The sequence below is a fragment of the Acetobacterium paludosum genome, from assembly GCF_008086595.1.
GTDB classification, from domain to species: domain Bacteria; phylum Bacillota; class Clostridia; order Eubacteriales; family Eubacteriaceae; genus Acetobacterium; species Acetobacterium paludosum.
In genome coordinates, this window is record NZ_RXYA01000002.1 from 177,694 (window position 1) to 202,146 (window position 24,453).

Genomic DNA, 24,453 nt, shown 5'->3' on the forward strand with positions numbered 1-24,453 from the left:
GTAGCATACCATAAGCAAGCACAGGCTCTTCCAACGCTAACCGCAGTATGGGCATCCTCACCAGTCAAAGTTTCAATTGATGCATGGCTCTGAAAATGGCTATGCCTTCCCCAATCACCACCCGACTGATCCGGGAGTGGTCCCTTTTGATATCAGCGATCAAGACGCTGTCCTTTTCCTTTAGGACAGCGTCTTCATTTTCATAAAGAAAGAGGGAGACGGCTTTAAACTCATCGAGACAGTCTTTGTTTCTCAGCAGCCACCGGTAAACCTGATCAATATCGATGATCAGCCCGTGCCGTGTGTCAATAAAAGCTTGCATGCCATCGTCGCTTTCAGGTTCGACAGAAGCCGCCAATTTGTCTTCGATCAAGGTAGTGGTCAGCATCAGATTCATGATCTTAAGTTTGAAGTCAGCGGTATAATTGGCAGAGCTTTTGATGTCTTTAAAGAAATGAACGATGATCTCATCATACATGTTCAGCAGATCTTTTTTGGCATCGTTTTCGGTATAGGGCAAAACAAATTTGCTCAGCACCACCACCACGATGCCCCCGATGATCACATAAACGATGCGATCAAGGCTCAGGCTGGCGGCATTCTGGATCAGCACCAGTGAACTGATCGCCATGATGGTCGCGAAGATCATTGAATAAACGTACTGGTTCATAAAGATGATCGTCAGAAACAGCGAGACGATCATCACGAGCATGCCGGCATTCTGGAGATGCAGGATCGAAAAGATCAGGATCACAACTGCGCCGCCGATCATGGTGCCGACGATCCTCAATCCGGTTTTCTGCCGGGACATTTCATAAAACGGATAGGTCACCGACGAGATGGTAAACAACAACCAGCTGCCGTGTTCCAGGTGAAACCAACCGACTAGAAATGCGCAGATTGCGATGGCAACAGCCAGCCGAAAGGCATAGGACAGGCTCAAGGCGTCGATTGAAAGCTTGACCCGATACCGGTTCATTGTCCGGGATTGACTGGCACGGGACTGGAACTTTTCGAAACGGTCATTCGCACTAGCATCGGGATGACTGAATGCTTCCAGTCCGTCCTTCAATAATTCCAGCTGGCTGACCACTTTCAGAATCGCCAGGTCAGCGGTTGACTCGTCCACATATTTCTCAAAAAATGCATCAAATCCGATCTTCGAAGGTTCCGCCAGATTTTTTTCTTCAAAAGCTTCCCTGATCCGGTCCATTAACAGGCCCAAGTCATCCAGCAGATCATCCCTTTCCCGAACATCCGAAAGCTGCGTCAGAAGATCATTGATCTGCTCAATGATGATGGCAAGATCCAGGTTAATTTCGCCTTCTCTGGTGAAATAATAATGATCGATCCGGGCGTCGTAAAGGATCCGCTTGAGTTGGTTGATCGCTGCCCGGATTGCCTGATCAAGGGGTTCCACGTCTTCCCTATTTTTGATGCCGGCTGTTTTAAGAGCGAGGTTTCGACAGATTTCCGGAAATATCTTTTTACTCTGCTCCCCAACCCGATTCCGGTTAACCCGCAATTGAATGACCATGATGAAAACCGCCCCGGTGACCAAAGCCATCAGCCGAAGCGGTAAGGCCTCAAGGCTAACGGGATACACAATCAGAAAGATATACTGCATACTGAAGGGTGTTGAGATGGGCGAGCTGATGGTATAGCTCAGTGCGGCAGCAATCGTGAATAGGCTGATGAAATTAATGGGGATAGCCAGAAAAAGATTGAGGGACGACACATAGGCAACCAGCCCCATGATGACATTGAACAAAATCAGTTTGATCGTGTTTTTGACTGGATTGGCGGTCAGATCCCGTGACAGATACATCAGCACCGCCAGCACGGTGCTGATGCCAATGGTCACATTATTCTTTCCAAACAGAAAGCCAAAAACTCCGACAATCAGGAGGATAACAAATAACAGTATCATTGGTTTCCCTATTTTTTTAAGCATCTGCATCACCTCGCTAATCCCGAAAAATTTATGGGCTTGCTTTATTTTATGTTATGATATTTTAACCTTTTACCCGGTCCAAAACAGAAAATAAACTGAAAGGTTGATGTCCCTATAAACTGAAAGAGCGCTTAAAAAACTGCCACGCTGATATCATTTACTGTTTTGGCAGCAAAAAAATCAGAAGCGAACATCGACAGGATCGTAAGAAATAAATTCATTGTTGATAATGTCGTTAGTTATATTCTTTTTATCTTCAGCAATTTTTACACCCACGTCAGTTTTTATCTGATTATTTTCCTTATTGTCTTCCTGGGTTATGGAATCAGTTTCGCCAGTTTTCTCTGGATCTTTTTCTGACACTGCACTCTTCGTATCTTTTATTTTCTCATTAACGTCTGAAAGCTTTGCGGCTGTATTGGTTGAAACACTGGAGATATTTCCCTTGATTTCGGAAAGTCGATTTTGTTTCAAACTTGTATCTTTGCTTCTGCTTCTATCAATTTTTATTTCCTCGGTTAAAACCCCCGCCTGACCTTCCATATTCGTTTTTACCGCTTCGGATTTGTTAACCTGTGACATGGTAATCCCGGCACTGATAAGTCCCTTCATTGAGACAACATCTAAATTTCCGGCAACTGTTTGCGCATTGCCTGGTGTTTGATTATCTGAAGCCTTGAGTTCCACTCCCTCAACCTCCTTTTTAGTGGCTTCACTTTGGATTTCAATTTGCCGTTGCGTCAGCTGTTTATTTAAATCGTCAACCATTGCCTGTAGTTCTTTCTTTTTACTCATTTTAGTCTCGGTCGACATTTCTTCATTTTTTGAAAGATTTGCCATTTGTTCTTTTATGCTATCTATTTGTTTTCTGATTCCTTGTGAAATGCTATCCTCTTTCTTATTTAAACTCTTTTGAGTATTACTGATCATGTTTGAGGAATTGTTTGTTAAAGCTGCTATTCTCATTTTTTACCTCCACTTATTTATATGACAGTGTCAATTATGACACTTTTTCGCCAAATACACAACTCAAATGTTATCGTATACTTCTGCCGTTTAATTCATCAACTGATCAAAGCTGCCAGTTCCGGTGTGCCCTTCGTGGGTTGAAATTCAATGATTTCATATTCAGCAATGTTTCCGATATGGAATGGATCTTCAGCTATGATGGCTTCAACAACCCTTTGATCTTCGGCATTGCATAAAATGACACCGCCGTTTCTAGGGTTCCTTCTTCCAGATAAGATGAAATTTCCCTGGTTGTAGTATTTATCCAGATACTCAATATGGGCGGGGATTGCCGCATCAACGGCTTCTAACGATTTGATATACTTCAATAAAATTATATACATTTTCATGCTCCTTTACGCTAAAAAATCCGGTTTTTCATTGTAAAATCCGGTATCTGTTCGACATTTTTTTTATGACACTGTAATTTTTACGTGTCATAGAATATTTATGGGTTTGCTTTCTTTGATATCCATTATATTTTTTTATTTTAACCTTTTACTTGGTTCTTTTCAACTCATTTTAATGGCTTGGAGATTTTTTGATCGTCAGATTGGATCGTAGGATGTTCTGATCTGTGCATTGTCAGTAAAACGGCTAATTCAGGAATTAACATAATAGCTACTATTGTGGGAAAACTTACACCTAAAGGATGCTTGCAACGCCCTAATGATTTGGTTTCCTAAATTTGGGTATTATTACCTAACTGAACAAAATAATTAAAACCAGGAGGGAAAAAATGACAGGTGATTTAATTAAAGCCAAGGTAATCTCAGCAAAATTGTTAACCGCCGTGGAAGCTATCATGATCAAAAAATTCGAGCTTCCAGAAAACCATTCCAATATCGGTATTTTTACCACTGAAACCGATGAGGCCGGCTATGTAGCAATTGATGAGTCCACTAAAGAAGCCAATATATGTGCGGCTTATGCCAGATCAAGCTATGGTGGGCTTGGTTGTGAAAACGGCGGTCAAATGCTTGGGGTTATTTCAGGTACTTCCATTGATGATGTGAAAGCTGGACTTAGTTACATCATTGATTTTGTGAACAGCAAGGCCGGCTTATACAGTGCAAATGATGAGGCCAGTATCACGTATTTTGCACAGACCATTGCAAGTATCGGAAGTTATTTTTCGAAAAGGCTTAATCTTCCAAAAGGAACATCCATTGCCTATGTGTCAGCACCTCCATTAGAGGGGATTATTGGAGTTGATGAAGTGCTTAGAACCACCGAGGTGAAGATTGTTGAATTTTGGGATACACCAACGACTTCAAACCGAAGTGGAGCAATCTTTACCGGCACCTCGTCAGACTGCGATGCAGCCTGTAGCGTCTTTGCACAGGCAGTGATCAATTGTGTCAAAATTCAAGTTGACTTATAAAACATCGAACAGACCATCAATTTCACATAATCGCCGTCAATCCGGATGACTCCATAAATTTCGGAGTCCCCTGTCGAGTAGCGTATCCCCCAGCACCACCGAAATCGCATCTTGTTCATCATATTTTCTCTTATCTATTGTAAACCATATCATCCTATTATTCAAACTTTATAAGTTTATTTGAGTCATGCCCTGCCAGCAAAAGAAAAAGAGAGGCGACCAAAAAGGTCGCCTCAATATGATCATCATTCATGATGATCCTGTCAATCATATGTTTCAAAACCGGCCCTATTTCTGTGGTCTAATCTTTGAGTTTCTCAATTTTACCTTTTGCAGCGGTTATAAATAAATCCTCCTTCATATAGAGCATATACCCTGTTTTGCAGTTTAGGTGCTATTTTACTGCATTTGCTTTATACATTGCTATATTAGAATAATTTAGCAATTCTTCCGAGTTAATACCATCTCGGGGGAAAATTGAAATTCCAAAACTTGCACTAATATTAAATTCCATCTTTTCGACAATAAAACACTCCGACAAAACTAATCTTATTCTTTCCACATATTCGTAGATTTCTTCTTCTTCCAAATTACGACGGATGATTAACGCGAATTCATCACTAACCAAGCGACCCATGATATCATCTTCATGGATCTCACTTTTTATTCTTGCAACAATCTCTTTGAGTAATAAATCGCCAATACGATAACCCTCAGAAGTATTGATTCTTTTGAAATCATCCAAATCCATAAAAACAACCGCAAAATTTATTTTTTCATTGCGTGCAATCTCCACAAATTGATCCAGCTTTTCAATAATCATTTTACGATTGGGAAGTTCTGTTAAAATATCGATATAGGCAAAATAATTTTCTCTGATTTCTCTTTTCTTTATTTCATTATCGTATTTTGTCATCAGGATATTCTGTTTAATAATTTCTTTTTCCGAAGTTGTAAGTTCCTCATACAGGTCAGCAAGTTCTTTCTTTTGTTGTGAAACTTCTTCCAGTTTAGCATCGAGACCTTTCTCATAAAATGAAATAATGCTAATGGTAATGATGGTACAGATTGGGACGATCACACCCGGTATTGCATTCGTGTTACCGTTTCCAAAAACCACAAATGCCACCATGACAGATACCACCATATTCATTGAAATGGCGATCAGATACCCTTGCTTTTTTACCGAGATAACCAGATAGGTAGAAATCATCACCTGGAATTGTGCAGCTATGCCACCTATATTTATACCAAATAAAAATTGAAATTGAAATTGTATTAACATCGTTATACCATAAAAAAGAAGACATATGCCGATTTTTATCCAAGGCATATACTTCTTTTCGTCAAGATCCATTTTTTTAGTACCATAATGTTCAATAAATTCTGTGTTGCTTCTATTCGTATCCATGCAAATCCCTTCTAAACGGTTAATAAGATTTGTTGTTCCGATGTTTAATTCACTTCATTTTAACACAGAAAAGTAGCCTGCTCAATGTGTGGCATGCGATGTGACATGATTTTTACAAATATTTGATTTAACCATTTCCATCAATCTGATAGCCAGTGCTTTGTCGTAAAACTCCAGACTGTTTTTACAGTTTCTCCTGAAGTTCTTTCCGCTCAGACGGTATAATCTCTTTGGACTTTATGAGATCACCAATAATTGCACAATACATCCTTCCACCTTCTTCTGCTTTTTTAGTAACAGTATGGTGTCCTGATGCAGATTGGCATAGATGCCTAGCCAACTGTATTCATCATACGTCGGACGATTCAAAAAAAGCAAGCACCGATATGTTGGTGTATCGGGTGCATTTTGATCAATCAGAACGTCGGCATGCTCTTGATTTATCAAATCATTACATTGTCAATAAAACGGCTGACAGCTAACAATCCAACTATTAACAGAACGACCCCTATGGTTGGGATACTGACAAGATTGAATGTCAAAAAATGGCTAATCAGAAAGATCGATGCAAATATCAGAAACAGTACCACCCAGGTGACTAAAAAAGACTTGATCCGATTGGATTTCTTTACCGGTTTAAATGATGTCTTGCAGACAAAATTTACAATCCCGATCGCAATGGTCACAATCAACAATCCATTGATCACATCACCCAGCGTCAGGAATAATGCCGAAAACGTCGTTTTTTTCAGAACAGCCTCAAGTATCCCGCCCGCCAGCCAAATGCCCAACATCAGACTTGATAATGAGAAAGCCTCACTGAACGCCACCAATATTTTTTCTTTCTTTGACCGAGGCGGAAAAGCATTGACAATTTCATCACAGAATTGTTTGAAATCGTCACCAATTACTGACTTCATGTTTTCGTTTCTCGCTTCGCCATCGGCAACCATCTGCATAATATCCTTTCGGACTTCCTCCTGATGATATTCCGAAATGTTGCACCCCCGGAGATAAACGACGATATCCGTGAGACTCTTTTTATTCATATCGTTTAGATTTTTTTCAAATTCATTATTCTCGTGCAACAATTTTTTCGTTTTACTGTTCATTGATTGTCCTCCCCCAAATATTTCAATAGTTGATGTACGGCCTTATACAATTCTTCAAAGCTATCGAAAAATTGTTTCAGTTCGTTCTTTCCAGAATCAGAAAGTTGATAATACTTACGTTTCGGACCCTTGCCTGATTCTCGATAAGTCGCTAAAATCAATCCATTCTTTTCAAGTCTAAGCAGTAAAGGATAAATTGTACCTTCAGAAATATTACCAAAGCCAAATTTTTCTAATTGACGAGAAATCTCGTATCCATAACTGTCCTGTACACTGATGATGGCCAAAATACTGCCTTCCAGTGTTCCTTTAAGCATTTGTGATGGAATCATCTGATCCTCCTTTCACTACCATGTAATGCATGTTACTTGCTATATTGTATTGCATGTTAGCTGTGTTTGCAAGAAAATTCTTTCGATTACATAAAAAAACCTCAGAAGGGGACTCAACGGACCGTATTTCGCTATAAAATTATCATCCAATCCAAACGAACCTGCTGAAAAGCCTCTTTCATTTCTTTATAATAGAGAAAGCTTCTTAATAGTTCTCGATAATACATCAACTTCTGATTTAATGCTTCAAGTTCATTCGCTTCAAGACAAGTAAAATAATTTAAATGAACTTGGTACCATTGGCTTCAATGAGCTTTTGCTCTTACAACGAGGTAATCGTTTCTGAAATAACCGTTTCTTTGATTTTTTTCAGTGGACTTATTACTGATAAAGTTCCCGTCATGATACAAATTACTGTAATCCCTACTATCTGATATAAAGGGAAAGACCAGTCCGTTGCAAGAAAATCGAGCAGTTCCTTTTGAAGCACCACTCCTAAAACGCACCCAGTGATACACCCGGTCAGACTATAAGTAATCGACTGAGCTAAAACCATTTTATTAAGCTGTTTGTCCGACATTCCCACGGCCCGCAGCATTGCCAAATATTTGGATCGGGATACAATACTGGTATTCATGGTATTGATCATATTTAATATACTGATTAAGGCAATGACTGCCACAAACCCATATATGAAAACGGCGATGGTCATAAAAGCGTTATCAGCCTCAGCATTCAATTGCCGTTTATCGTGCAGCGTAATGGTCTCATCAATCACTGCCGCGACTTCATTGACTGTCTGTTCGTCATTTTTGCCACTCAATTGAAGATCAATCTGATGTTCAGTTGGTTTCCCCAGAACCTCACCACCTTCAATCTGTGATAATTTTTCCGATAATTCAGAAGTTATCCCCTGATCTGAAGTCAATGTCAGATCAGGGGTGTATGGTTCATCGGTTTTCATCCCCATAAAAGCGGGATTGACCAGAACGCTGAATCCCAAAAGCAGGATAATACTGATGGCGATCGAGCTGGTCATGAGGATCAGCGTCCGCTTTTTATTAATGGCGTTATTTACTCCCATGGCAATTTCAACTGGAAACAGCCTGGTGAGAACCCCTTGTTTCTGCCTTCCTGAGATTTTTACGCTCTCACTTCCGGTAACTGCATTGACTGGAGACACCTTTGCGGCCTTCTTGGCCGGCAGCATAGAAGCAATCAAAACCGTCAAAAGCCCAGTCAGTACCCCCGCTCCAATACCAATTCCACTGAAACTAAAAATTGAAATATCGCCAAACAGATAAGGATTGTAAATTTTTAGTATCCCGGAACAGATAAAAGTTATGAACATTCCGCCCAACACACCAATCGGAATGGCCTTCAGTGAAATGATCAGGCTTTCTCTTCTTACAATTCGTCTGATTTGTTTTTTGGAAGCACCAATGCACCGTAATAATCCAAATTGTCGAACCCGGTCCATCACCGATATATTGAAAGTATTATAGATCATCACAATCCCGGTAACCAGTACTAGGCCGAAAAGTACCATTCCAATGAGATAAAACGTTAATACACGATTATTTTTGGTTTGAAGCATCAGGGCCAGAAGGCCTTCATTGTAGCCAACCCGGTCCGCTGAAATATTCAAGCCGGCGGCAATTTCTCTTTCCGTATTCTGAATATTAACGCCCACTTTAAACAATACAAAATACTGACTGGTCACTGCTGACAGCCCCTCTGACGTTCCCTTTGACACAAATACAAAGGGGATGGAAGCGGCCTTGGTAGCACCCCAATCGTTAATGACACCGCTAATCACATAATCATCGGCGATCCCGTTAGACAAGGCGATATTTACCGTGTCGCCAATATGCAAGGCGAGTTGGTCTAAATACCATTTTTCAAGCATGATTTCATTATCATTTTTGGGCGCCTCACCTTCTGCCAGCACAATATTCAAATTGCCGGCAAAATTTCCATCCATATATCCCATGGCACACATCTCGTCATTTATTTTACCCTCACCCAAATCTTTCAGCATACCTGAATTCTCAACGTCGATCCGGCTTGCAATGATATCAATTTCAGTCTGCGTTGGATTTCGAATGAGAATATGATAATTGCCTTCACTCTTAAGTACCTGGGCTTTCTCGAATGTCACCAGGGCATCCAACATGGAAAATATTCCCACTACCAAGGCCACCGCCATTACCACACTGAGCACTGTCAGCCTGGTTTTATTTTTATGCCCGGACAAATATTTCGGTGCTAAATCAAGATAGGTTTTCATCTCCTGCTCGCTCCAAGTTCTCTGACCATGCCATCGTTTACCTGAAAGACGCGATCCGCAAAGGATGCATAACTGTGATTATGGGTAATCATAATAACAGTCTGGTGATACTGAGCTACCGACAGTTTTAATAAATTCATGACATCCTGACTATTTTTGCTGTCAAGGTTCCCCGTTGGCTCATCGGCAAGAATAATGGCTGGTTTTGTAGCCAATGCTCTGCCAATAGCCACACGCTGTTGCTGTCCTCCTGAAAGCTGGCTGGGCAGATGATGTTTTCGTTCCGTCAGACCCAAGAGCCCCAGTAATTCCTTAATGTAATGTTGATCGGGCTTTTGATAGTCCAGCAATATGGGAAGCACAATATTTTCTTCAACATTTAATTCGGGAATCAGATTAAAGGACTGAAAAATAAAACCAATATTGCGACGACGAAATACTGAAAGTTCCTCTTCTTTCATTTTATGGACCTCCCTGCCATCGATCGTTACCATTCCTGATGTGGGCTGATCCAGAGCACCAACCATATTAAGCAGAGTACTTTTCCCTGAGCCTGATGGCCCGATAACCGATACAAACTCACCTTTTGATACGGAAATAGACACCTGTTTCAATGCTTCTACTTTTGTTTCGCCTGTTCCATATGTTTTGTATAAATTAAGCGTTGATAAAATATTCAATGTTCACACCTCACCTTTCTTTATTGAAATGATAGCATGCTCACATGACTGACAAGTGAATCTTTTCTTACAAATTTGTAAGCTTTGGAAAAATCAAATGAAACAGGGTTCCTTCCCCCCATTCACTTTGAACTGTGATCGTACCGCCATGCTTTTCAATAATAGATTTTGAAAGTGCTAGACCAATACCAATTCCCTGTTGATCTTTCGAGTATCGACTTCGATAAAAGCGTTCAAAAATATGATAGATATCATCCGGATGGATGCCAGATCCGTTGTCTTTGACCGTAATTTCAATTGCTAATCTATTTTCCTCACCGTATATTTCAATTGAATCCGTTGCTTTTGTGTGGTCAATGGCATTCTTAATGATATTCTCCAGGGCCTCACTGAGCCATGTTTCATCAAAACACAGCCTGATGGCCTGATCACAGACCAAACTGATTTTTTTGTTTTCAAGCTCCGCACGGGTCATAAACGTAGAACGGCATTTTTCAAGAAATTCACTCAGGCTATGCAGGTTCTTTTCCAACTCAATAGTTCCTGCGTCAAGCTTGGCAAGCTTCAATAGATTCTGGATCAGATTTTCCATCCGTAACAGCTCCCGCTGACTTTTTTGCGAAAAATCGTCCACCACCTCATTGCCTGTTTTTTCATCCAGAATAATTTCATTGTACATTTGCAATGCCGCCAGAGGCGTTTTCAACTGATGAGATATATCGGAAATCGTTTCTTTCAAAAAAAGCCGATTGTTTTTTTCCTTTTCCATATGAGCAGTTAGGGCTGTTGCCATAGTATTGATTTTTGCAAACAAACGAGAGAGATGGTCTTCATAACTGTCCTCTAAACGGATGGATACGTCCCCATCCATAAAACCTTGAATTTTTTTGCCGGCATCATTAAGCTGTTTATCCTGTTTCCATAGAAAAAAAGAAAATGTCGCCAACAAGAGCAAGGAAACACTGAGCGAAAGTGCCAATGCGATGGCCGCATATTTTTGTTGGAATCCCGTGATCTCAGGCAATAAGAAATTACTTGTATTTTCATCATAACCCGAATCCTTTAACACGGCTGTTCCCATCTTCTGATCAACTGCTATTTTTTGAGTGGTGAAGGCCATCTTTATCAGCTGTTCATCCAATCCGTTTCCAAGCAGGTACCCCGCTATTTCAGCATCATGTGCAATCATATTTCTTTTATAATCATCTGCCATCCGCATCACAGAAATCTGGCTGACAATAATAAGCAGTAAAAGGATTAACACCATTACTGCCGCTTGAAATCTCACATTTTTATCACTTAGTATCAACATTGTCTATCCTCACTTTTGGTTGTTCCATTTATAACCCACGCCTCTGACCGTTACAATATTCAATGGTTTTTGCGGATCATCTTCGATTTTGCTCCGTAATCTGCGTACATAGACTGACAATGTATTATCATCAACGAAATTACCATTTTCGTCCCAAAGTCTGTCCAATATAAGGGATCTTGTTAACGTCATATTCGGGTTCTGCATCAATAAACATAAAAGCCGATATTCAGCTCCAGTGAGTTCAACAACGCTATTTTCTTTAGTCACCCGATTTTCATCCATCTTAATAATAATGCCATTGGATTTAAGTTCATTGTGTGAATCATGCGAGATTCCAGCTCGTCGTAATAACGCATTAATTCTGGAAATGAGTTCATTGAGCTTGAAGGGCTTGGTGATATAGTCATCACCGCCCATATCCAGGGCCATCACAATATTGACCTCCTCATCTGATGCCGTCAAAAAGATAATGGGAACCGTTGAATGCTGTCTTGCCTTCTTACATATATCAAACCCCGTTCCATCCGGCAGCGTAAGATCCAGCAGTAAGAGGTCATAACTTTGTTTTTGCAATCGAGAAAGCGCTTCCTGTACGGTTCTGGCAACATCAACCTGAAATCCGTTTTTATTCAGGGAAAACTCAAGTCCGTCGATGAGACTCAAATCATCTTCTACCAGAAGAATATTATTCATTGATTTTTCCTCCTTTTTCTGTTCTTATTGCCAGTAAGCAACAAATATTTCACACTAATGATACCGCTGGAATATAATGGGCATCAGGAAACAAATATTTCTTATGTTAAATGAGATTGACTCTAGAAATATGAAAATTTTCAAACGCAACAAAAGGATCGCTGTCATCTCCAACTTCCTGAATTATCACGATGGGATCAGAAATAAGACCATATTTCTCATCTTCAGGGTAGGTTACTGCAATCGTAGGATTATTACCTGCATACGCGATCATACTTTCCATTGAATTCCATTTCGTACACAAGAAAAAATGAACATACTCCCCTTGATCAACAATTTTTAAAAATGCACCTCTATTTCCATTTATTGCCAATGTATCCTTTACACCTGTCTCGTATTCATATTTTTTAAAAGAATCACTCATTTCAATGGGCACGATCCCATGCCATGTTCTTGATATCATATTTTAATCTCCCTACTCACTTCTTTGATTTTGACGCATCATCAGAGATGACGCAAAAATAACACGGAGGCATTTTGACTTACATCCCCCCCAATCGACTTGTCATATAACAAATGAAATGCAAACTCCAGGCTATCATTCTATCATTCTATCATTTTATCAATGATGAAACTGACACAATTCAAAAAACAAAATTTTCTTAGCTTATATAAAAAAAGAGCCAGCATTAAAGGTAAAAATGCTGAACTCAAACTGCAACTTTTTCGTTGGTCCCAAACCGTTCCTTCGATCTCTGATAATCTCTATCATTACCGGTTAGGAGGCACCCAATCCGTATCATCACCGCTATAGGTAATTGATCCACTTGGACATAAATTTCCGCATCCATGGCAATGATCAACACAACCATCCGGATAAACGACAAGGGCTGAAGGGGCCTTCTCCTTATCATATACACCATGGGTACATTTCTCTGTGCAACTGCCACAACTAATACAAGTTCCATAATCAATAACTGGATACCACTGTTTTGCCATTTTTTTCTCCTCGTCTATTAAATATTCTTTTTATATTAAACTACAAAAGATTCGAAAAATCAATTGATAAACTAATCCTGCGAACTAATTTTGTATCTACCCGGTGACCGGAACGTTTCTCGAAGGCCATTTGTCATCTACTAAATCATTAAAACGCACCTGCTTTTTCATACACCAGACGTAAAAGTAGCGAAGATTTTGTTTTTATTTGCCATCGACTGATCAAAACACTAGAGTCTTTTTCACTGACCAGATTCGTATAAGACCAATACTAGAAGCCTTCCAGTTTTACCACTGCCTTTACACTTTTGTATACCGATTTCTTAAGCTGATTTTGACAGCAACTGTCTTTTCTAGTATAATGGCTATATATTACAAATTAATGTGAAGTATATGTATTGAGTAATTCTGTTGATGAGTTTGTTAATGTATTCCTTTTGAAAGTGGAAATAAATAAATCAACTTATTGAAAAGGCCCAATGAAATTTACATAGAAAAACATCAACCCCTATAGAACTGGGGCTTGTATAGGATCCCAATGGTCTTATACTACACTATCAACGTAGCACCTTTGATGGTATAAAGTGAGTTATCTTATAGCGAAACTTAGGCACTCTAACTCTGTTAACACAGAGTTAGAGTGCCTTTTTTATAAATAATCGTCCCTTGAAAGGAGACAATATGCAAGCAACAGTAGAAGCAATTAAAATAACCAAAGAACATCTTAACAGTGAAACTGCATCAAAATATTTAATGGAAAAATGGTCCGATTGGCACTGGCAAATTAAGAACACCATTCGAAAAGTAGAAACCGTTGAAAAAATCCTAGGAATAAAATTTTCAGATGAAAAGAGAAATGAAATTAACAAGACCATTGAAAAATTTCCAATGGCCATTACCCCTTACTACCTATCACTCATTGATTCGGATGATTATGAGAACGATCCTGTTTTCAAGCAATGTTTTCCCAGCATCAAAGAATTAACAATTTCGCCTTTTGACATGGCCGATCCTCTAAGTGAAGACAAAGACAGTCCTGTCCCTGGTATTACCCATCGTTATCCTGACCGAGTTTTATTTCATATCAGCAACATCTGTTCCATGTACTGCCGCTTCTGTACCCGAAAAAGAAAAGTAGGTGATGTTGATTCCATTCCCTCCAAGGACATGATCCTCGAAGGTATTGAGTATATCAAAAATACTCCCTCCGTTCGGGACGTTCTTCTTTCCGGAGGCGATCCATTTTTACTTCCTGACGAACAGATCGATTGGATTTTAGAACAAATCACCCAAATCCCCCATGTTGAGGTCGTTCGTATCGGAACCCGAACTCCTGTTGTTTTACCCTATCGGATCACCGACAATTTAGCAAGAATTTTGAAAAAATATGACAATCTCTGGATCAACACCCATTATAATCACCCGCGTGAACTCACAAAAACCTCAATACACGCCCTTAAAAAATTAGCCAATGCCGGGATTCCTTTAGGAAATCAATCGGTATTGCTGAGAGATATCAATGACTGTCCTCGCATCATGAAAAAGCTCGTCCAAAAATTAGTAGCTAATCGCGTTCGTCCTTACTACCTTTATCAATGTGATTTATCTGAAGGTCTTGAACATTTTAGGACCAACGTTGGAAAAGGCATTGAAATTATGGAAAGCTTGAGAGGTCATACCAGTGGTTTTGCAGTTCCAACCTATGTCATTGATGCTCCCGGCGGTGGCGGTAAAATACCGATTATGCCTAATTACCTTATTTCCTGGTCCACGGACAAGGTTGTTTTAAGAAATTATGAAGGTGTGATTACCACTTATAAAATGCCGGAAAACTATGAACACACTGTTTGTAATTTAGACTGTGAAGGATGTAATTTGCAATTAAAACTTGATAACGACGAAGCCGATCTTAAACCCATCGGAATTTCCAGATTATTATGTGACTACGATGATGATATTACTCTTGTACCTGAAGATCTTGAACGGGACCAACGAAATAAAGATATCGAGGAATTGGTGGTTTAAGTGAGTGATACAATAGAAACCTTTGGTCATAGCCTTTTACAGCATGGCAAAGAGGGCAATCGAATTTATTTAATGAAATTTGATAAACGAGATGAAAAAGTGCTTTTGAAATACTTGGATACTCTTGCCAATAAAGAAAATTATACGAAAATAGTGGCTAAATTACCTTTTAGCCATAAGAACAGCTTTAAAGACTATGGCTACGAACAGGAAGCGGTCATGCCATCCTATTACCAAAGACATCAGGATTGTGTCATGATGAGCAAATACTTAACAGAAGACAGAGCAAAAATACAAAACGCGTCTAAATTAGAAAAAATTATTCAAAGTGTTCAGAAAAAAGCGGGAGAGCCTCCTTCAGCATTACCCGGCTTATGGCGCCTCCGACGCCTGACAGAAAATGATGTACCAGCTTTGGCACAGATCTATCAGACGGTTTTCCAAAGCTATCCTTTTCCCATTTTTGATGAACAATATCTCCTCGAAACCATGGCCGACAATATTCAGTATTATGGTGTTTTTACTTCGGATGGTCTGGTGGCCGTGGCTTCAAGCGAAACCGATCCCGCCCATCTGAATTCTGAAATGACCGATTTCGCAGTTCTTTCTGAATATCGAGGCTATCAACTTGCCCTGCATTTACTACTGGAACTTGAACAACAGATGAAACAACAAGGCTACCGGCTATTGTATACCATTGCCAGATCCTTATCCTATGGCATGAACAGTACCTTTGCAAAGGCTGGTTACAGCTTTGGCGGCACCCTTTTTAACAACACACAGATATCCGGTTCAATTGAGTCAATGAACATTTGGCATAAAGAAATATAAAAAAAAACGGTGCCGAAACTTTTTGTATTTTCATCGTAAAATTTCAATTGTTTTTTTGCATTTTTAATTTTATTTTTTGTTTAAATCTCATTTTATAGCATATAATAATAAAAATAAGATCTTTATTAAGGAGGGTTTATTTATGAGACAAATTATGGGGATTCAAGTTGGAAATCGCGAAAGTGATGCATCAAAGGTTCAGCAATTATTGACCAAAAACGGCTGTATCATAAAAACACGTCTTGGTTTACATGAATCATCTGAATCATCATGCAGTATCACTGGCCTGATCATTTTGGAATTTCTTCCTGATAAAGAAGAAGAAATAGCCGTTTTAGAAAAAGAATTACATACATGTGATTCTGTGGTTGTTAAAAAAATGCTATTCTAATTATTTATCCAACAAAAAAGCTACTCAATTAGAATTTGATTGAGTAGCTTTTTTTTATTTTCTTTGCTTTTCATGATATCAGAAACAGTTTACCGTCATTTCAGATGAACAATAATCTTCATTATGTGCGTAATGTGATTTAATCACAGATAATAAAATATAATTTTGTTAAAATAAAGGTACTTAAATTAAACTGATTTTGTAATATTTCAATCTGCAAATAAATTTACAAGGAGCCTGCATGAATTATTTTGTATCATTTTTGGAAGGTATCATTACTTTCATTTCACCTTGTCTTTTACCAATGCTGCCCATCTATATTTCATATTTCACTGGACAAACCCAAGCAGATAGTAAGTTCACTGTTATCATCAACGCATTTGGCTTCGTACTTGGGTTTACTTTCGTATTTATTTTGCTTGGGGCGTTTGCCGGGGGTATCGGAAGATTTTTGATTGAGTATAGTACCATTGTAAATTTGATTGGTGGAATCATTATCATTATTTTTGGTTTAAATTTTATGGACGTATTGCACCTCCCATTTCTTAATGGCAACCGAAAAATCAACTTTGAAATTTTCAAAGTTGGATTTTTATCTTCTGTTCTATTCGGAATCGTTTTTTCCATTGGATGGACACCATGTGTGAGTACTTTTTTAGGCTCAGCCTTGATGTTAGCCACTTCCAGCGGGAGTACTTTAAAGGGTATATTAATGCTCTTTTCATTTTCTTTGGGACTTGGAATTCCATTTATGCTCAGTGCGATCTTAATTGACCGCCTAAAATCAACTTTTGATTTTATTAAACGTAATTATCGAATTATCAATCTGATTTCTGGAGGACTTCTTGTGATCGTTGGTATTTTAATGGCTACCAGCACAATGGGATATTTTCTTTCGATTTTATCTTATTAAGGAGAAACCAATGAAAAATAAAAAAATAACACTGATTATCAGTATCGTCGCTTTCACTGCTTTCCTGGGTATTGCATATTGGGGATACACTTTTCTGACATCACGATTTGCTTCTGAAGACCTCTCCCAAAATAAAGAAAACACCTCACAAAACACCACTAAAGAATCAGCGCCAGACTTTACCTTTTTTGATAAAGATGGGAACCCTGCTAAGCTTTCTGATTTTTCAGGACACCCTATTGTTCTTAACTTCTGGGCTTCCTGGTGTCCACCATGCAAAAGCGAAATGCCTCACTTTAATGCCGTCTACTCCGATAAAAAAGATGAGGTCGTATTTTTAATGGTGGATCTTGTGGATGGAGAACGGGAGACAAAAAATAAAGGACTTCAATATGTAACCGAACAGGGTTTTGATTTTCCTGTTTACTTTGATACAAAGCAGGAAGGCGCTGTAGCTTATAGCGTATCATCCATACCTACCACCTTATTTATAAATGCAGCAGGCGATATTGTTAAAAGTTATCATGGTGCCATTGATGAAGACACTTTGAATAAAGGCATCGAATTAATTACGAATTAGGAGAAGAAAATGACAATACACATGATTATTGGTACAATTTTAGGCGGAGTTTTGGGGTTGCTTTATTACAAATTGGTTGGCTGTCCAAACGGGAGCTGCCCTATCACTTCAAAGGCACATCGAACTGCTATTTACGGAGCCATTCTTGGTCTGCTCATAGGCGCTTCTTTTTAAAAAAATAAAGTGGCAAAGTTGACCTTTAAATATCAGATATATTTATCTAATATTGGGAGATTCTTTACCGCTTTTTTTATAGTATAACAGTATATTATTTTTTCGAATATCGCTTGTCTTCTAACCCAACTTCTTCAATTGTATCAATCGTTGCAGTTATTCTCAAACATTGATTAGCTCAAAAATCTCATTCAAAACGATCTAGATACTTATCGTCAATAAGTATCTAGATCGTTTTGAATGAAATATTGATATCCCTTCCAGTATACACGTTTCTTTTCAAGTGCATGCAATCCTAAATCATTGAGCACCACTGTGATCCCCATAATAATTATACTCACAAAAAAAACTGTTTTTAAATAACATGACACCTCGATTACCATCTAACCGATTTCCAACGTTACTGCTACCATCTCGGCCGAAACACCGGTCACATAAATTGGGCAAAGACTGCCAGATAACCAAATGCGATCTTATCTGATTCATCAACGCCGATGAACCTAACACGCCAGAAATTGCGAGGGCTATTATTTACTAAGGGAAAAAGGGAATCAGTATATCAACAACAACGTAGCTCCAAAGAATATCAAAGATACGCTTCAATCAATTCCTGGCAATAATAGTAAAGATACGATAAAAAAGTCTTGCCATAATACTGTAATAATTTCATCGGAGAAATAGTCTTATTTAGGATGCCCCAATTGATTAGATGCAATAGGATCAAGTCTATTTTTCAGAACACTATTTTTCTGATTCCAAAATTTTCAATTCACTAACAACCTCCATCGCTCGAGCAACGACGACATCCATATTGTAATAGCGATATTCGGCGAGCCGGCCGGCAAAAACGACATTTTCTTCAACATCAGCTTTGGCTTTATACTTTAAATAGAGTTCCTGCCATTCTTTTGTTGGAAATGGATAAAAAGGTTCTTCTCCGTCGCCGGGGAATTCTTTCATGACTGTTGTTTTCTGGTGTTGCTGTCCTGTTATTTTTTTATATTCCGTAATCCGCGTGAAATCATAATCGTTGGGATAATTAACTACCGCTGCATCTTGAAAAGATTCGCAATCATGGTCTTCCATTTCAAAACGGACGCTCCTATATTTCAGTTTACCAAATTGATTATCATAAAAATAATCAACTGGTCCAGTGTAGATCATCTTGTCATAGTCAATCGCGTCGGTCACTTCCTTGTAATCAGTATTGAGCATCACCTTGATATTCAGGCGATCGATCATCTGCTCACACATTTTAGTATAACCCGCTTTGGGAATCCCCTGATAACGATCTGTGAAATACCGGGTATCCCGGTTGAACCGGAAAGGGATCCGGGATATTACTGACGGGTCCAGTTCGCTCGGCGACACGCCCCATTGTTTAGTGGTGTAGTTCATAAAGAATTTTTCATAGATATCTCTGCCGGCATTGCTTAAGGCCACATCCTCGCTGCTTTTTATCAGCTCCACCTTTTCCTTTTGGCTTTCGATAAAATCCGCCATTTCAAACTGGGAAAGGTTGGTGTTATACAACTGATTAATGGTCTCCAGCGTAATCGGCATGGGAATAAACTGTCCGTCCACAAAGCTTAAAACGCGATGCTGATAATCCTGCCATTCGGTGAATTGGCTCAGATATTTCCAAACTTGCTGATTATTGGTATGAAAGATGTGGGGGCCATAGTTGTGAATCAGGATATGGTTGGCATTGTAGCTATCATAGGCATTTCCGCCGATATGTTGCCTTTTTTCGATGATCAGAATTTTGTTGTTTTCATTTTGAGCCAACAGATTGGCAAAGGTCAGTCCCGCCAAACCCGCTCCGACGATGAGATAGTTGAATTTCATATAATTTCCTCATATATTAAGTTTTGCAAGGAAGTAATATATAACATGAAGCGGCAGCCTTGCAATCTGACGTCCTTTTCTTAGCTTTGATCTTTGCTTTTAGACTTAAATGATCGGTTCTTCTAGATTATTCGTTTTTTTTTCTATTTTTATTGATTTTACATCTTTTTTCAACAGAAACGACTTGGCAACGACAACAATCAAACTGATGATCACCAGAAAATAGAAGTCCAACCCTCGGGTAACCAAAAGTGATGGTGTTAACAAGGCACTGGTAAATACTCCCTGGAATACGGTGTAGTACATCAATTCGGTAATGCCTTGAGCCCCCGGCAGGGGCATCATTTCCACGGCCACATAAATCGCCGCCTGAAGCAGCACCACCGTGACCATAGAAGTCCCACTCAGGGAAAATCCCTTATATACAAAATAAGTAAGAATATACAGACAGTTACGCTGCAGAAACGTCAAGATGAAGACAACCAGAATTTTCGTTTTGTTCAGCATTAAAAAATTGACGGCGCCATGGTAACCTTCAATAAAGCTTTCAATTTTCAGCTGGCGTTCCTTTGATAATTTAAGGATATGGATTCTAATCAAAAATCCGTCAACAGATTGAGTGATTTGACGCACAATCCCAGGTACAAACATGGCGGCAAGCAGAACGACAACGGATATGATATTGAGTGCCAAGCCCAGATAATATAAAGCCATGAAGCTCTTGAGATAGTAAGTCAACGGAGCATACCAAAACACCAACAGCACAACGCCGATGAGAGCGAGTACCAGCTTGCTAAACAGTGCCAATATCATTAATATCACCGAACTATTCGATAAAGAGTTTCCATCTTTTCTCATATAATAGAGCTGCATTGGCTGTCCACCTAGGGCGGAAGGCGTGATGGATGAATAAAAATAGCCGATAAAAGAATAAGCAATGCATCGAAGCATGCTGTTTGTTTCACCAAGACCATGCATTAAATACCAAATGATGACGGCCTCGAGGACAACAAAAATCAGAGCCGCCAAAATAGCAAGGAACAGATAGCCGACATTCATACTGGAAATAGCAATCAGGATCTCCCCAATGTCATTGCCCTGTAGCATTGTATAAATCGTCAGACCCATGACGAACAGGAAAAAGAGCAAATAAATCAACTTTTTGTTTACTTTTACAGCCATCCGCCCCTCCTTTCCGATGCCGGTAGCATCAATTGAATTTATAAATTTTTTGAGCAACGCGATAACCGGAAATCGACAGTTTTCTGCCGACGGAACCGGGCATATTAGTTAAGCCACTCATTGATGTATATTTCAGTTTACGATAAAGATTTTTATCGCGTGACTTGATCTCGTTCCACAATTTGTTTTTTTGCAGCATCGATTCTTCAGAATTAATCATCAGCAACAAAATATTGGTGATGGACATAATAATTGACAGATAGCGATACATATACGCCGCAAGTCTCGGTTCATTCTTTTTCACGGCATGTAAATCGACACAGGTCAGCATCCGTTCCGTTACCCGGATTTGCTGATCAATCCGGCTGAGCATGACATCTTCATTCACGGATTGATCCTCTCTGCCTATGAAATAGTGATAAAGATCAACATTCATATAGTATAGGTGCTCAACATAGGGTAACGGCTGGTAGGCAAAAATATTGTCAACATAGAACGTGTGCTCTGGCAGTTTTACCCCACTTTTTCTTAAAATTGCTGTTTTGAAAATTTGCGAATGCATAAGCAAATACTGAGATGCTCTAAAATTGCCAATATCCTTCCATCTGCATAATTTTTCGTCATCCAAAACATTCTTGTAAGAGATATCATGATGCGTTTCTTCATACAGATGGTCATAAACATAATTACAAATGAACAAATCTGGAATGATAGTTCCGGGATTACTCTGTTTTTTTAGACAAAAATCTCTAATTCTGAACATCAATCGGTCCAATGCCTGCCGATCCAACCAATCATCGGAATCCACAACCTTGAAATAAATCCCGGTTGCATTTTCCAACCCCACATTTACGCCTGAACCATGACCGCCATTTTCTTTGTTGATAACCTTGATCATGTCTGGATACTTGATGCTGTAATCCTCAGCTATTTCACGTGTTTTGTCTGTTGAACCATCATTGATGATGATGATTTCCACATCATTTCCGGCACATAATAATGAATCAATACAGCGATTCATATAGTCTTCTGAGTTATAACAGGGAACTACAAAGGATATATATTTCATGCTGACACCTTTCTAGATACTTCGCAATGCACCAATAAGCTTGAAGCAACTGGTACTTGCTGATGCTCGCACTGTTCAAAAGCCGATACGTCTAAACAGCCGATGATCGTCATCATCGGCTGTTTTCCTGTTTTAGCTGAACCGAGAATTGAATCAAACTCCGTCTCGTTCACTAAAAATTCGATGTGTTTAAGCATTTCAAGGTTTTCCTCACTTGTGTTATATTTTTTGGTGATATCCTGCATCGATAATAATTTATTCATATTTGCCTCCATTAATTGTCAGTGCTTTCATTACACCGATATTGTTATTTTTTCACTGCTCATTACTGATTCAATCGCTGATTCAATACTCCCCCACTCCATTATTATTCAGCAAATATTGTAACATTATAATCGCCACATTGTCCTTAAAGAAATAATCGACGGCTAAAAAAGCATGTCTTTTTTGCTGTGAATTTGATTTTATGAGTTGTATTTGGTATTATAATATTTCAACAACATTAAAAAACTATTAAAAAGGTGGAAAAAAGAATGCGCACAACATATTATATGAAATTCATTTCAAATTTCGAATTTGCACACGCTAAATTTCTAGTGTCACGCAATGGATAATCAAGAGCAAAAACATCAGCGACGTCCGCGATATAAAGGCACTCACCCAAAAGCTTATAAAGATAAGTATAAGGAACTACAACCAGAAAAATATGCTGAGACGGTGGAAAAAGTTATTCAAAAGGGCAGTACCCCTGCCGGTATGCATCGTTCAATTTGTGTTAAAGAAATATTGGAATTCCTGCAAATCACACCTGGGCAGACAGGATTGGATGCCACCCTTGGTTTTGGCGGCCATACTTTGGAGATGCTTAAATGTTTAGATTCAAAGGGACACTTGTACGCAACAGATGTCGATTCGATTGAGTTGCCCCGCACCCAAAAGCGCTTAGCGAGCTTAGGCTATGGCTCTGATATTTTAACCATCAAGCAGATGAACTTTTCCGCTATTGATCAAATTGCTTTAGAATCAGGGCCATTGAATTTTGTATTGGCAGATTTGGGAGTCTCTTCAATGCAGATCGACAATCCCGAAAGAGGATTTTCATTTAAAAGTGAAGGGCCATTAGACTTACGCCTGAATCCTGAAAAAGGGATATCTGCCGCGGATCGTTTAAAAACTATTTCCCAGGATGAATTAGAAGGGATGTTGGTCGAAAACGCGGATGAGCCTAACGCCGCCGCAATCGCTGACGCAATTATTTCCCAACGTAATAAAGGAATCAGTATATCCACAACAACGCAGCTTCAGAAAATTATCAACGATACACTTCAATCAATTCCAGGATGCAATAGTAAAGATGCGATAAAAAAATCCTGTCAACGATGCTTTCAGGCGTTACGAATTGATGTCAATGATGAATTTGAAGTGTTGTACGAATTTTTGGAAAAGCTTCCTGCTGCCCTTGCTGAGGGCGGACGCATCGCAATCCTTTCATTTCATTCAGGAGAAGATCGTCTTGTTAAAAAATCTTTTCAGCGCTTTTTTCGTGAAGGCGTCTATCGTGAAATAGCTCCCGGTCCTATTCGGCCCTCGGCAGAAGAATGCAGTACCAATGGTCGCGCACGTTCTGCTAAACTGCGATGGGCTGTAAAAGCATGACCTTTAATTTTCATCCGTCTACCTCAGCGCAAAACCACCAGCCTTTGCCAGAGGAGCGAGCTTCTAGTTTATGATATGGTTTTCAGGTTTAAAAAAGTCATTATTAATTATTGACCTTTTTACTGTTTCTTTATATAATTGTAGCATGCTACATATTTAGTGAGGACAACGATGCAACAACATGATGATATCGGATTTATTATAAAACTTATTAATGAATGTATTGAAAAAAAAGCCAATCAAACCCTTAAACAGTTCGATTTGACTTTATCTCAGGCTCGTATTCTTTTTTATCTACATGATCATAATGAGGCAACAACCTCTCAGAAAGATCTTGAAGACTTTTTTGAAGTAACCCATCCTACAATTATTGGTATCTTAAACCGATTAGAGGGAAAATGCTTTATTAGAAGTGAAACAAATTCAAAGGATAAACGGGTGAAGAATATTTTTCTAACCGATAAAGGTATCAATCTCTTTTGTTCGATGGAACATTTCCGAAAAACAATTGAACAAAAAATGATACAGGACTTGACAAACGATCAAATCAGAGAGTTGCACACATCATTAAAAACCGTCTATAAAAATATTCAGGAAATTTAAAGG

The 24,453-nt window shown here is 39.0% G+C and carries 25 protein-coding genes; 9 read left to right on the top strand and 16 right to left on the bottom strand.

Going from position 1 to position 24,453, the window contains the following annotated elements; genetic code table 11:
* Positions 1-64: 64 nt before the first annotated feature.
* The 3 genes from FZC41_RS02975 to FZC41_RS02985 all read right to left on the bottom strand — a co-directional run bounded on the left by FZC41_RS02975 (position 65) and on the right by FZC41_RS02985 (position 3,306).
* Positions 65-1,954 (bottom strand): FUSC family protein, encoded by a 1,890-nt coding sequence (locus FZC41_RS02975; RefSeq protein WP_170253828.1) that lies wholly within the window; start codon positions 1,952-1,954, stop codon positions 65-67.
* Positions 1,955-2,134: 180 nt separating this feature from the next.
* Entirely contained in the window at positions 2,135-2,920 is a 786-nt protein-coding gene (locus FZC41_RS02980) for a FlxA-like family protein (RefSeq protein WP_148565894.1), read from the bottom strand.
* Between the two features lie 98 nt (positions 2,921-3,018).
* Positions 3,019-3,306, bottom strand: a complete 288-nt coding sequence (locus FZC41_RS02985; protein ID WP_148565895.1) for a YciI family protein — start codon at positions 3,304-3,306, stop codon at positions 3,019-3,021.
* A gap of 395 nt (positions 3,307-3,701) precedes the next feature.
* Here FZC41_RS02985 and FZC41_RS02990 point away from each other — a divergent pair, with 395 nt between their 5' ends.
* A complete protein-coding gene (locus tag FZC41_RS02990; protein ID WP_148565896.1) occupies positions 3,702-4,346 on the top strand; it encodes a BMC domain-containing protein in 645 nt (214 codons plus the stop codon).
* 394 nt (positions 4,347-4,740) lie between these two features.
* Here the strand turns inward: FZC41_RS02990 and FZC41_RS02995 are convergent, their stop codons facing one another.
* The 9 genes from FZC41_RS02995 to FZC41_RS03035 all read right to left on the bottom strand — a co-directional run bounded on the left by FZC41_RS02995 (position 4,741) and on the right by FZC41_RS03035 (position 13,178).
* A complete protein-coding gene (locus tag FZC41_RS02995; RefSeq protein ID WP_148565897.1) occupies positions 4,741-5,757 on the bottom strand; it encodes a GGDEF domain-containing protein in 1,017 nt (338 codons plus the stop codon).
* A 443-nt stretch (positions 5,758-6,200) separates the two neighbouring features.
* Positions 6,201-6,869 carry a DUF5336 domain-containing protein gene (locus FZC41_RS03000; protein ID WP_148565898.1) on the bottom strand — a complete coding sequence of 223 codons (669 nt, stop codon included), beginning with the start codon at positions 6,867-6,869 and terminating at the stop codon, positions 6,201-6,203.
* Positions 6,866-7,201 carry a PadR family transcriptional regulator gene (locus FZC41_RS03005; protein ID WP_148565899.1) on the bottom strand — a complete coding sequence of 112 codons (336 nt, stop codon included), beginning with the start codon at positions 7,199-7,201 and terminating at the stop codon, positions 6,866-6,868. The genes FZC41_RS03000 and FZC41_RS03005 overlap by 4 nt, the downstream gene beginning before the upstream one ends.
* A gap of 322 nt (positions 7,202-7,523) precedes the next feature.
* Positions 7,524-9,491, bottom strand: coding sequence for an ABC transporter permease (locus FZC41_RS03010; RefSeq protein ID WP_148565900.1), 1,968 nt, complete (start codon positions 9,489-9,491; stop codon positions 7,524-7,526).
* The gene (locus FZC41_RS03015; RefSeq protein ID WP_148565901.1) at positions 9,488-10,171 is read right to left on the bottom strand and encodes an ABC transporter ATP-binding protein; all 684 of its coding nucleotides are present in this window, start codon (positions 10,169-10,171) and stop codon (positions 9,488-9,490) included. The genes FZC41_RS03010 and FZC41_RS03015 overlap by 4 nt, the downstream gene beginning before the upstream one ends.
* Before the next feature lie 67 nt (positions 10,172-10,238).
* Entirely contained in the window at positions 10,239-11,483 is a 1,245-nt protein-coding gene (locus tag FZC41_RS03020; RefSeq protein WP_148565902.1) for a sensor histidine kinase, read from the bottom strand.
* Positions 11,484-11,492: 9 nt separating this feature from the next.
* The gene (locus FZC41_RS03025; protein ID WP_148565903.1) at positions 11,493-12,179 is read right to left on the bottom strand and encodes a response regulator transcription factor; all 687 of its coding nucleotides are present in this window, start codon (positions 12,177-12,179) and stop codon (positions 11,493-11,495) included.
* A 106-nt stretch (positions 12,180-12,285) separates the two neighbouring features.
* On the bottom strand, positions 12,286-12,642 hold the full coding sequence (locus tag FZC41_RS03030; RefSeq protein WP_148565904.1) for a hypothetical protein: 357 nt from the start codon (positions 12,640-12,642) through the stop codon (positions 12,286-12,288).
* A 308-nt stretch (positions 12,643-12,950) separates the two neighbouring features.
* Complete coding sequence (locus tag FZC41_RS03035; protein WP_148565905.1) at positions 12,951-13,178, bottom strand: 4Fe-4S dicluster domain-containing protein; 228 nt, start codon at positions 13,176-13,178, stop codon at positions 12,951-12,953.
* 681 nt (positions 13,179-13,859) lie between these two features.
* Between FZC41_RS03035 and kamA the strand changes: the two genes are divergently transcribed.
* From kamA to FZC41_RS03065, 6 genes are all read left to right on the top strand, one after another.
* Entirely contained in the window at positions 13,860-15,203 is a 1,344-nt protein-coding gene (gene kamA / locus FZC41_RS03040) for a lysine 2,3-aminomutase (protein WP_148565906.1), read from the top strand.
* Complete coding sequence (gene ablB / locus FZC41_RS03045; protein ID WP_148565907.1) at positions 15,204-16,034, top strand: putative beta-lysine N-acetyltransferase; 831 nt, start codon at positions 15,204-15,206, stop codon at positions 16,032-16,034.
* A gap of 142 nt (positions 16,035-16,176) precedes the next feature.
* Positions 16,177-16,425: a CPF_0552 family protein gene (locus tag FZC41_RS03050; protein ID WP_148565908.1), complete on the top strand. Its 249-nt coding sequence runs from the start codon at positions 16,177-16,179 to the stop codon at positions 16,423-16,425.
* Between the two features lie 241 nt (positions 16,426-16,666).
* Positions 16,667-17,338 (top strand): cytochrome c biogenesis CcdA family protein, encoded by a 672-nt coding sequence (locus FZC41_RS03055; RefSeq protein ID WP_148565909.1) that lies wholly within the window; start codon positions 16,667-16,669, stop codon positions 17,336-17,338.
* Positions 17,339-17,348: 10 nt separating this feature from the next.
* Positions 17,349-17,918: a TlpA family protein disulfide reductase gene (locus FZC41_RS03060; protein ID WP_148565910.1), complete on the top strand. Its 570-nt coding sequence runs from the start codon at positions 17,349-17,351 to the stop codon at positions 17,916-17,918.
* Between the two features lie 9 nt (positions 17,919-17,927).
* On the top strand, positions 17,928-18,092 hold the full coding sequence (locus FZC41_RS03065; RefSeq protein ID WP_148565911.1) for a DUF6132 family protein: 165 nt from the start codon (positions 17,928-17,930) through the stop codon (positions 18,090-18,092).
* Positions 18,093-18,833: 741 nt separating this feature from the next.
* Here the strand turns inward: FZC41_RS03065 and glf are convergent.
* The 4 genes from glf to FZC41_RS03085 form a co-directional block, all read right to left on the bottom strand.
* A complete protein-coding gene (glf, locus tag FZC41_RS03070; protein WP_148565912.1) occupies positions 18,834-19,940 on the bottom strand; it encodes a UDP-galactopyranose mutase in 1,107 nt (368 codons plus the stop codon).
* A 105-nt stretch (positions 19,941-20,045) separates the two neighbouring features.
* A complete protein-coding gene (locus FZC41_RS03075) occupies positions 20,046-21,122 on the bottom strand; it encodes a lysylphosphatidylglycerol synthase transmembrane domain-containing protein (protein WP_148565913.1) in 1,077 nt (358 codons plus the stop codon).
* Positions 21,123-21,150: 28 nt separating this feature from the next.
* Positions 21,151-22,191, bottom strand: coding sequence for a glycosyltransferase family 2 protein (locus FZC41_RS03080; protein WP_148565914.1), 1,041 nt, complete (start codon positions 22,189-22,191; stop codon positions 21,151-21,153).
* Positions 22,188-22,454: a hypothetical protein gene (locus tag FZC41_RS03085; RefSeq protein ID WP_148565915.1), complete on the bottom strand. Its 267-nt coding sequence runs from the start codon at positions 22,452-22,454 to the stop codon at positions 22,188-22,190. The genes FZC41_RS03080 and FZC41_RS03085 overlap by 4 nt, the downstream gene beginning before the upstream one ends.
* Positions 22,455-22,797: 343 nt before the next feature.
* On the opposite strand from FZC41_RS03085, the gene rsmH reads away from it, so the two are divergent.
* Both rsmH and FZC41_RS03095 read left to right on the top strand, forming a co-directional pair.
* The gene (gene rsmH / locus FZC41_RS03090; RefSeq protein ID WP_148565916.1) at positions 22,798-23,847 is read left to right on the top strand and encodes a 16S rRNA (cytosine(1402)-N(4))-methyltransferase RsmH; all 1,050 of its coding nucleotides are present in this window, start codon (positions 22,798-22,800) and stop codon (positions 23,845-23,847) included.
* A 171-nt stretch (positions 23,848-24,018) separates the two neighbouring features.
* On the top strand, positions 24,019-24,450 hold the full coding sequence (locus FZC41_RS03095; RefSeq protein WP_148565917.1) for a MarR family winged helix-turn-helix transcriptional regulator: 432 nt from the start codon (positions 24,019-24,021) through the stop codon (positions 24,448-24,450).
* The last annotated feature ends 3 nt before the right edge of the window (positions 24,451-24,453 follow it).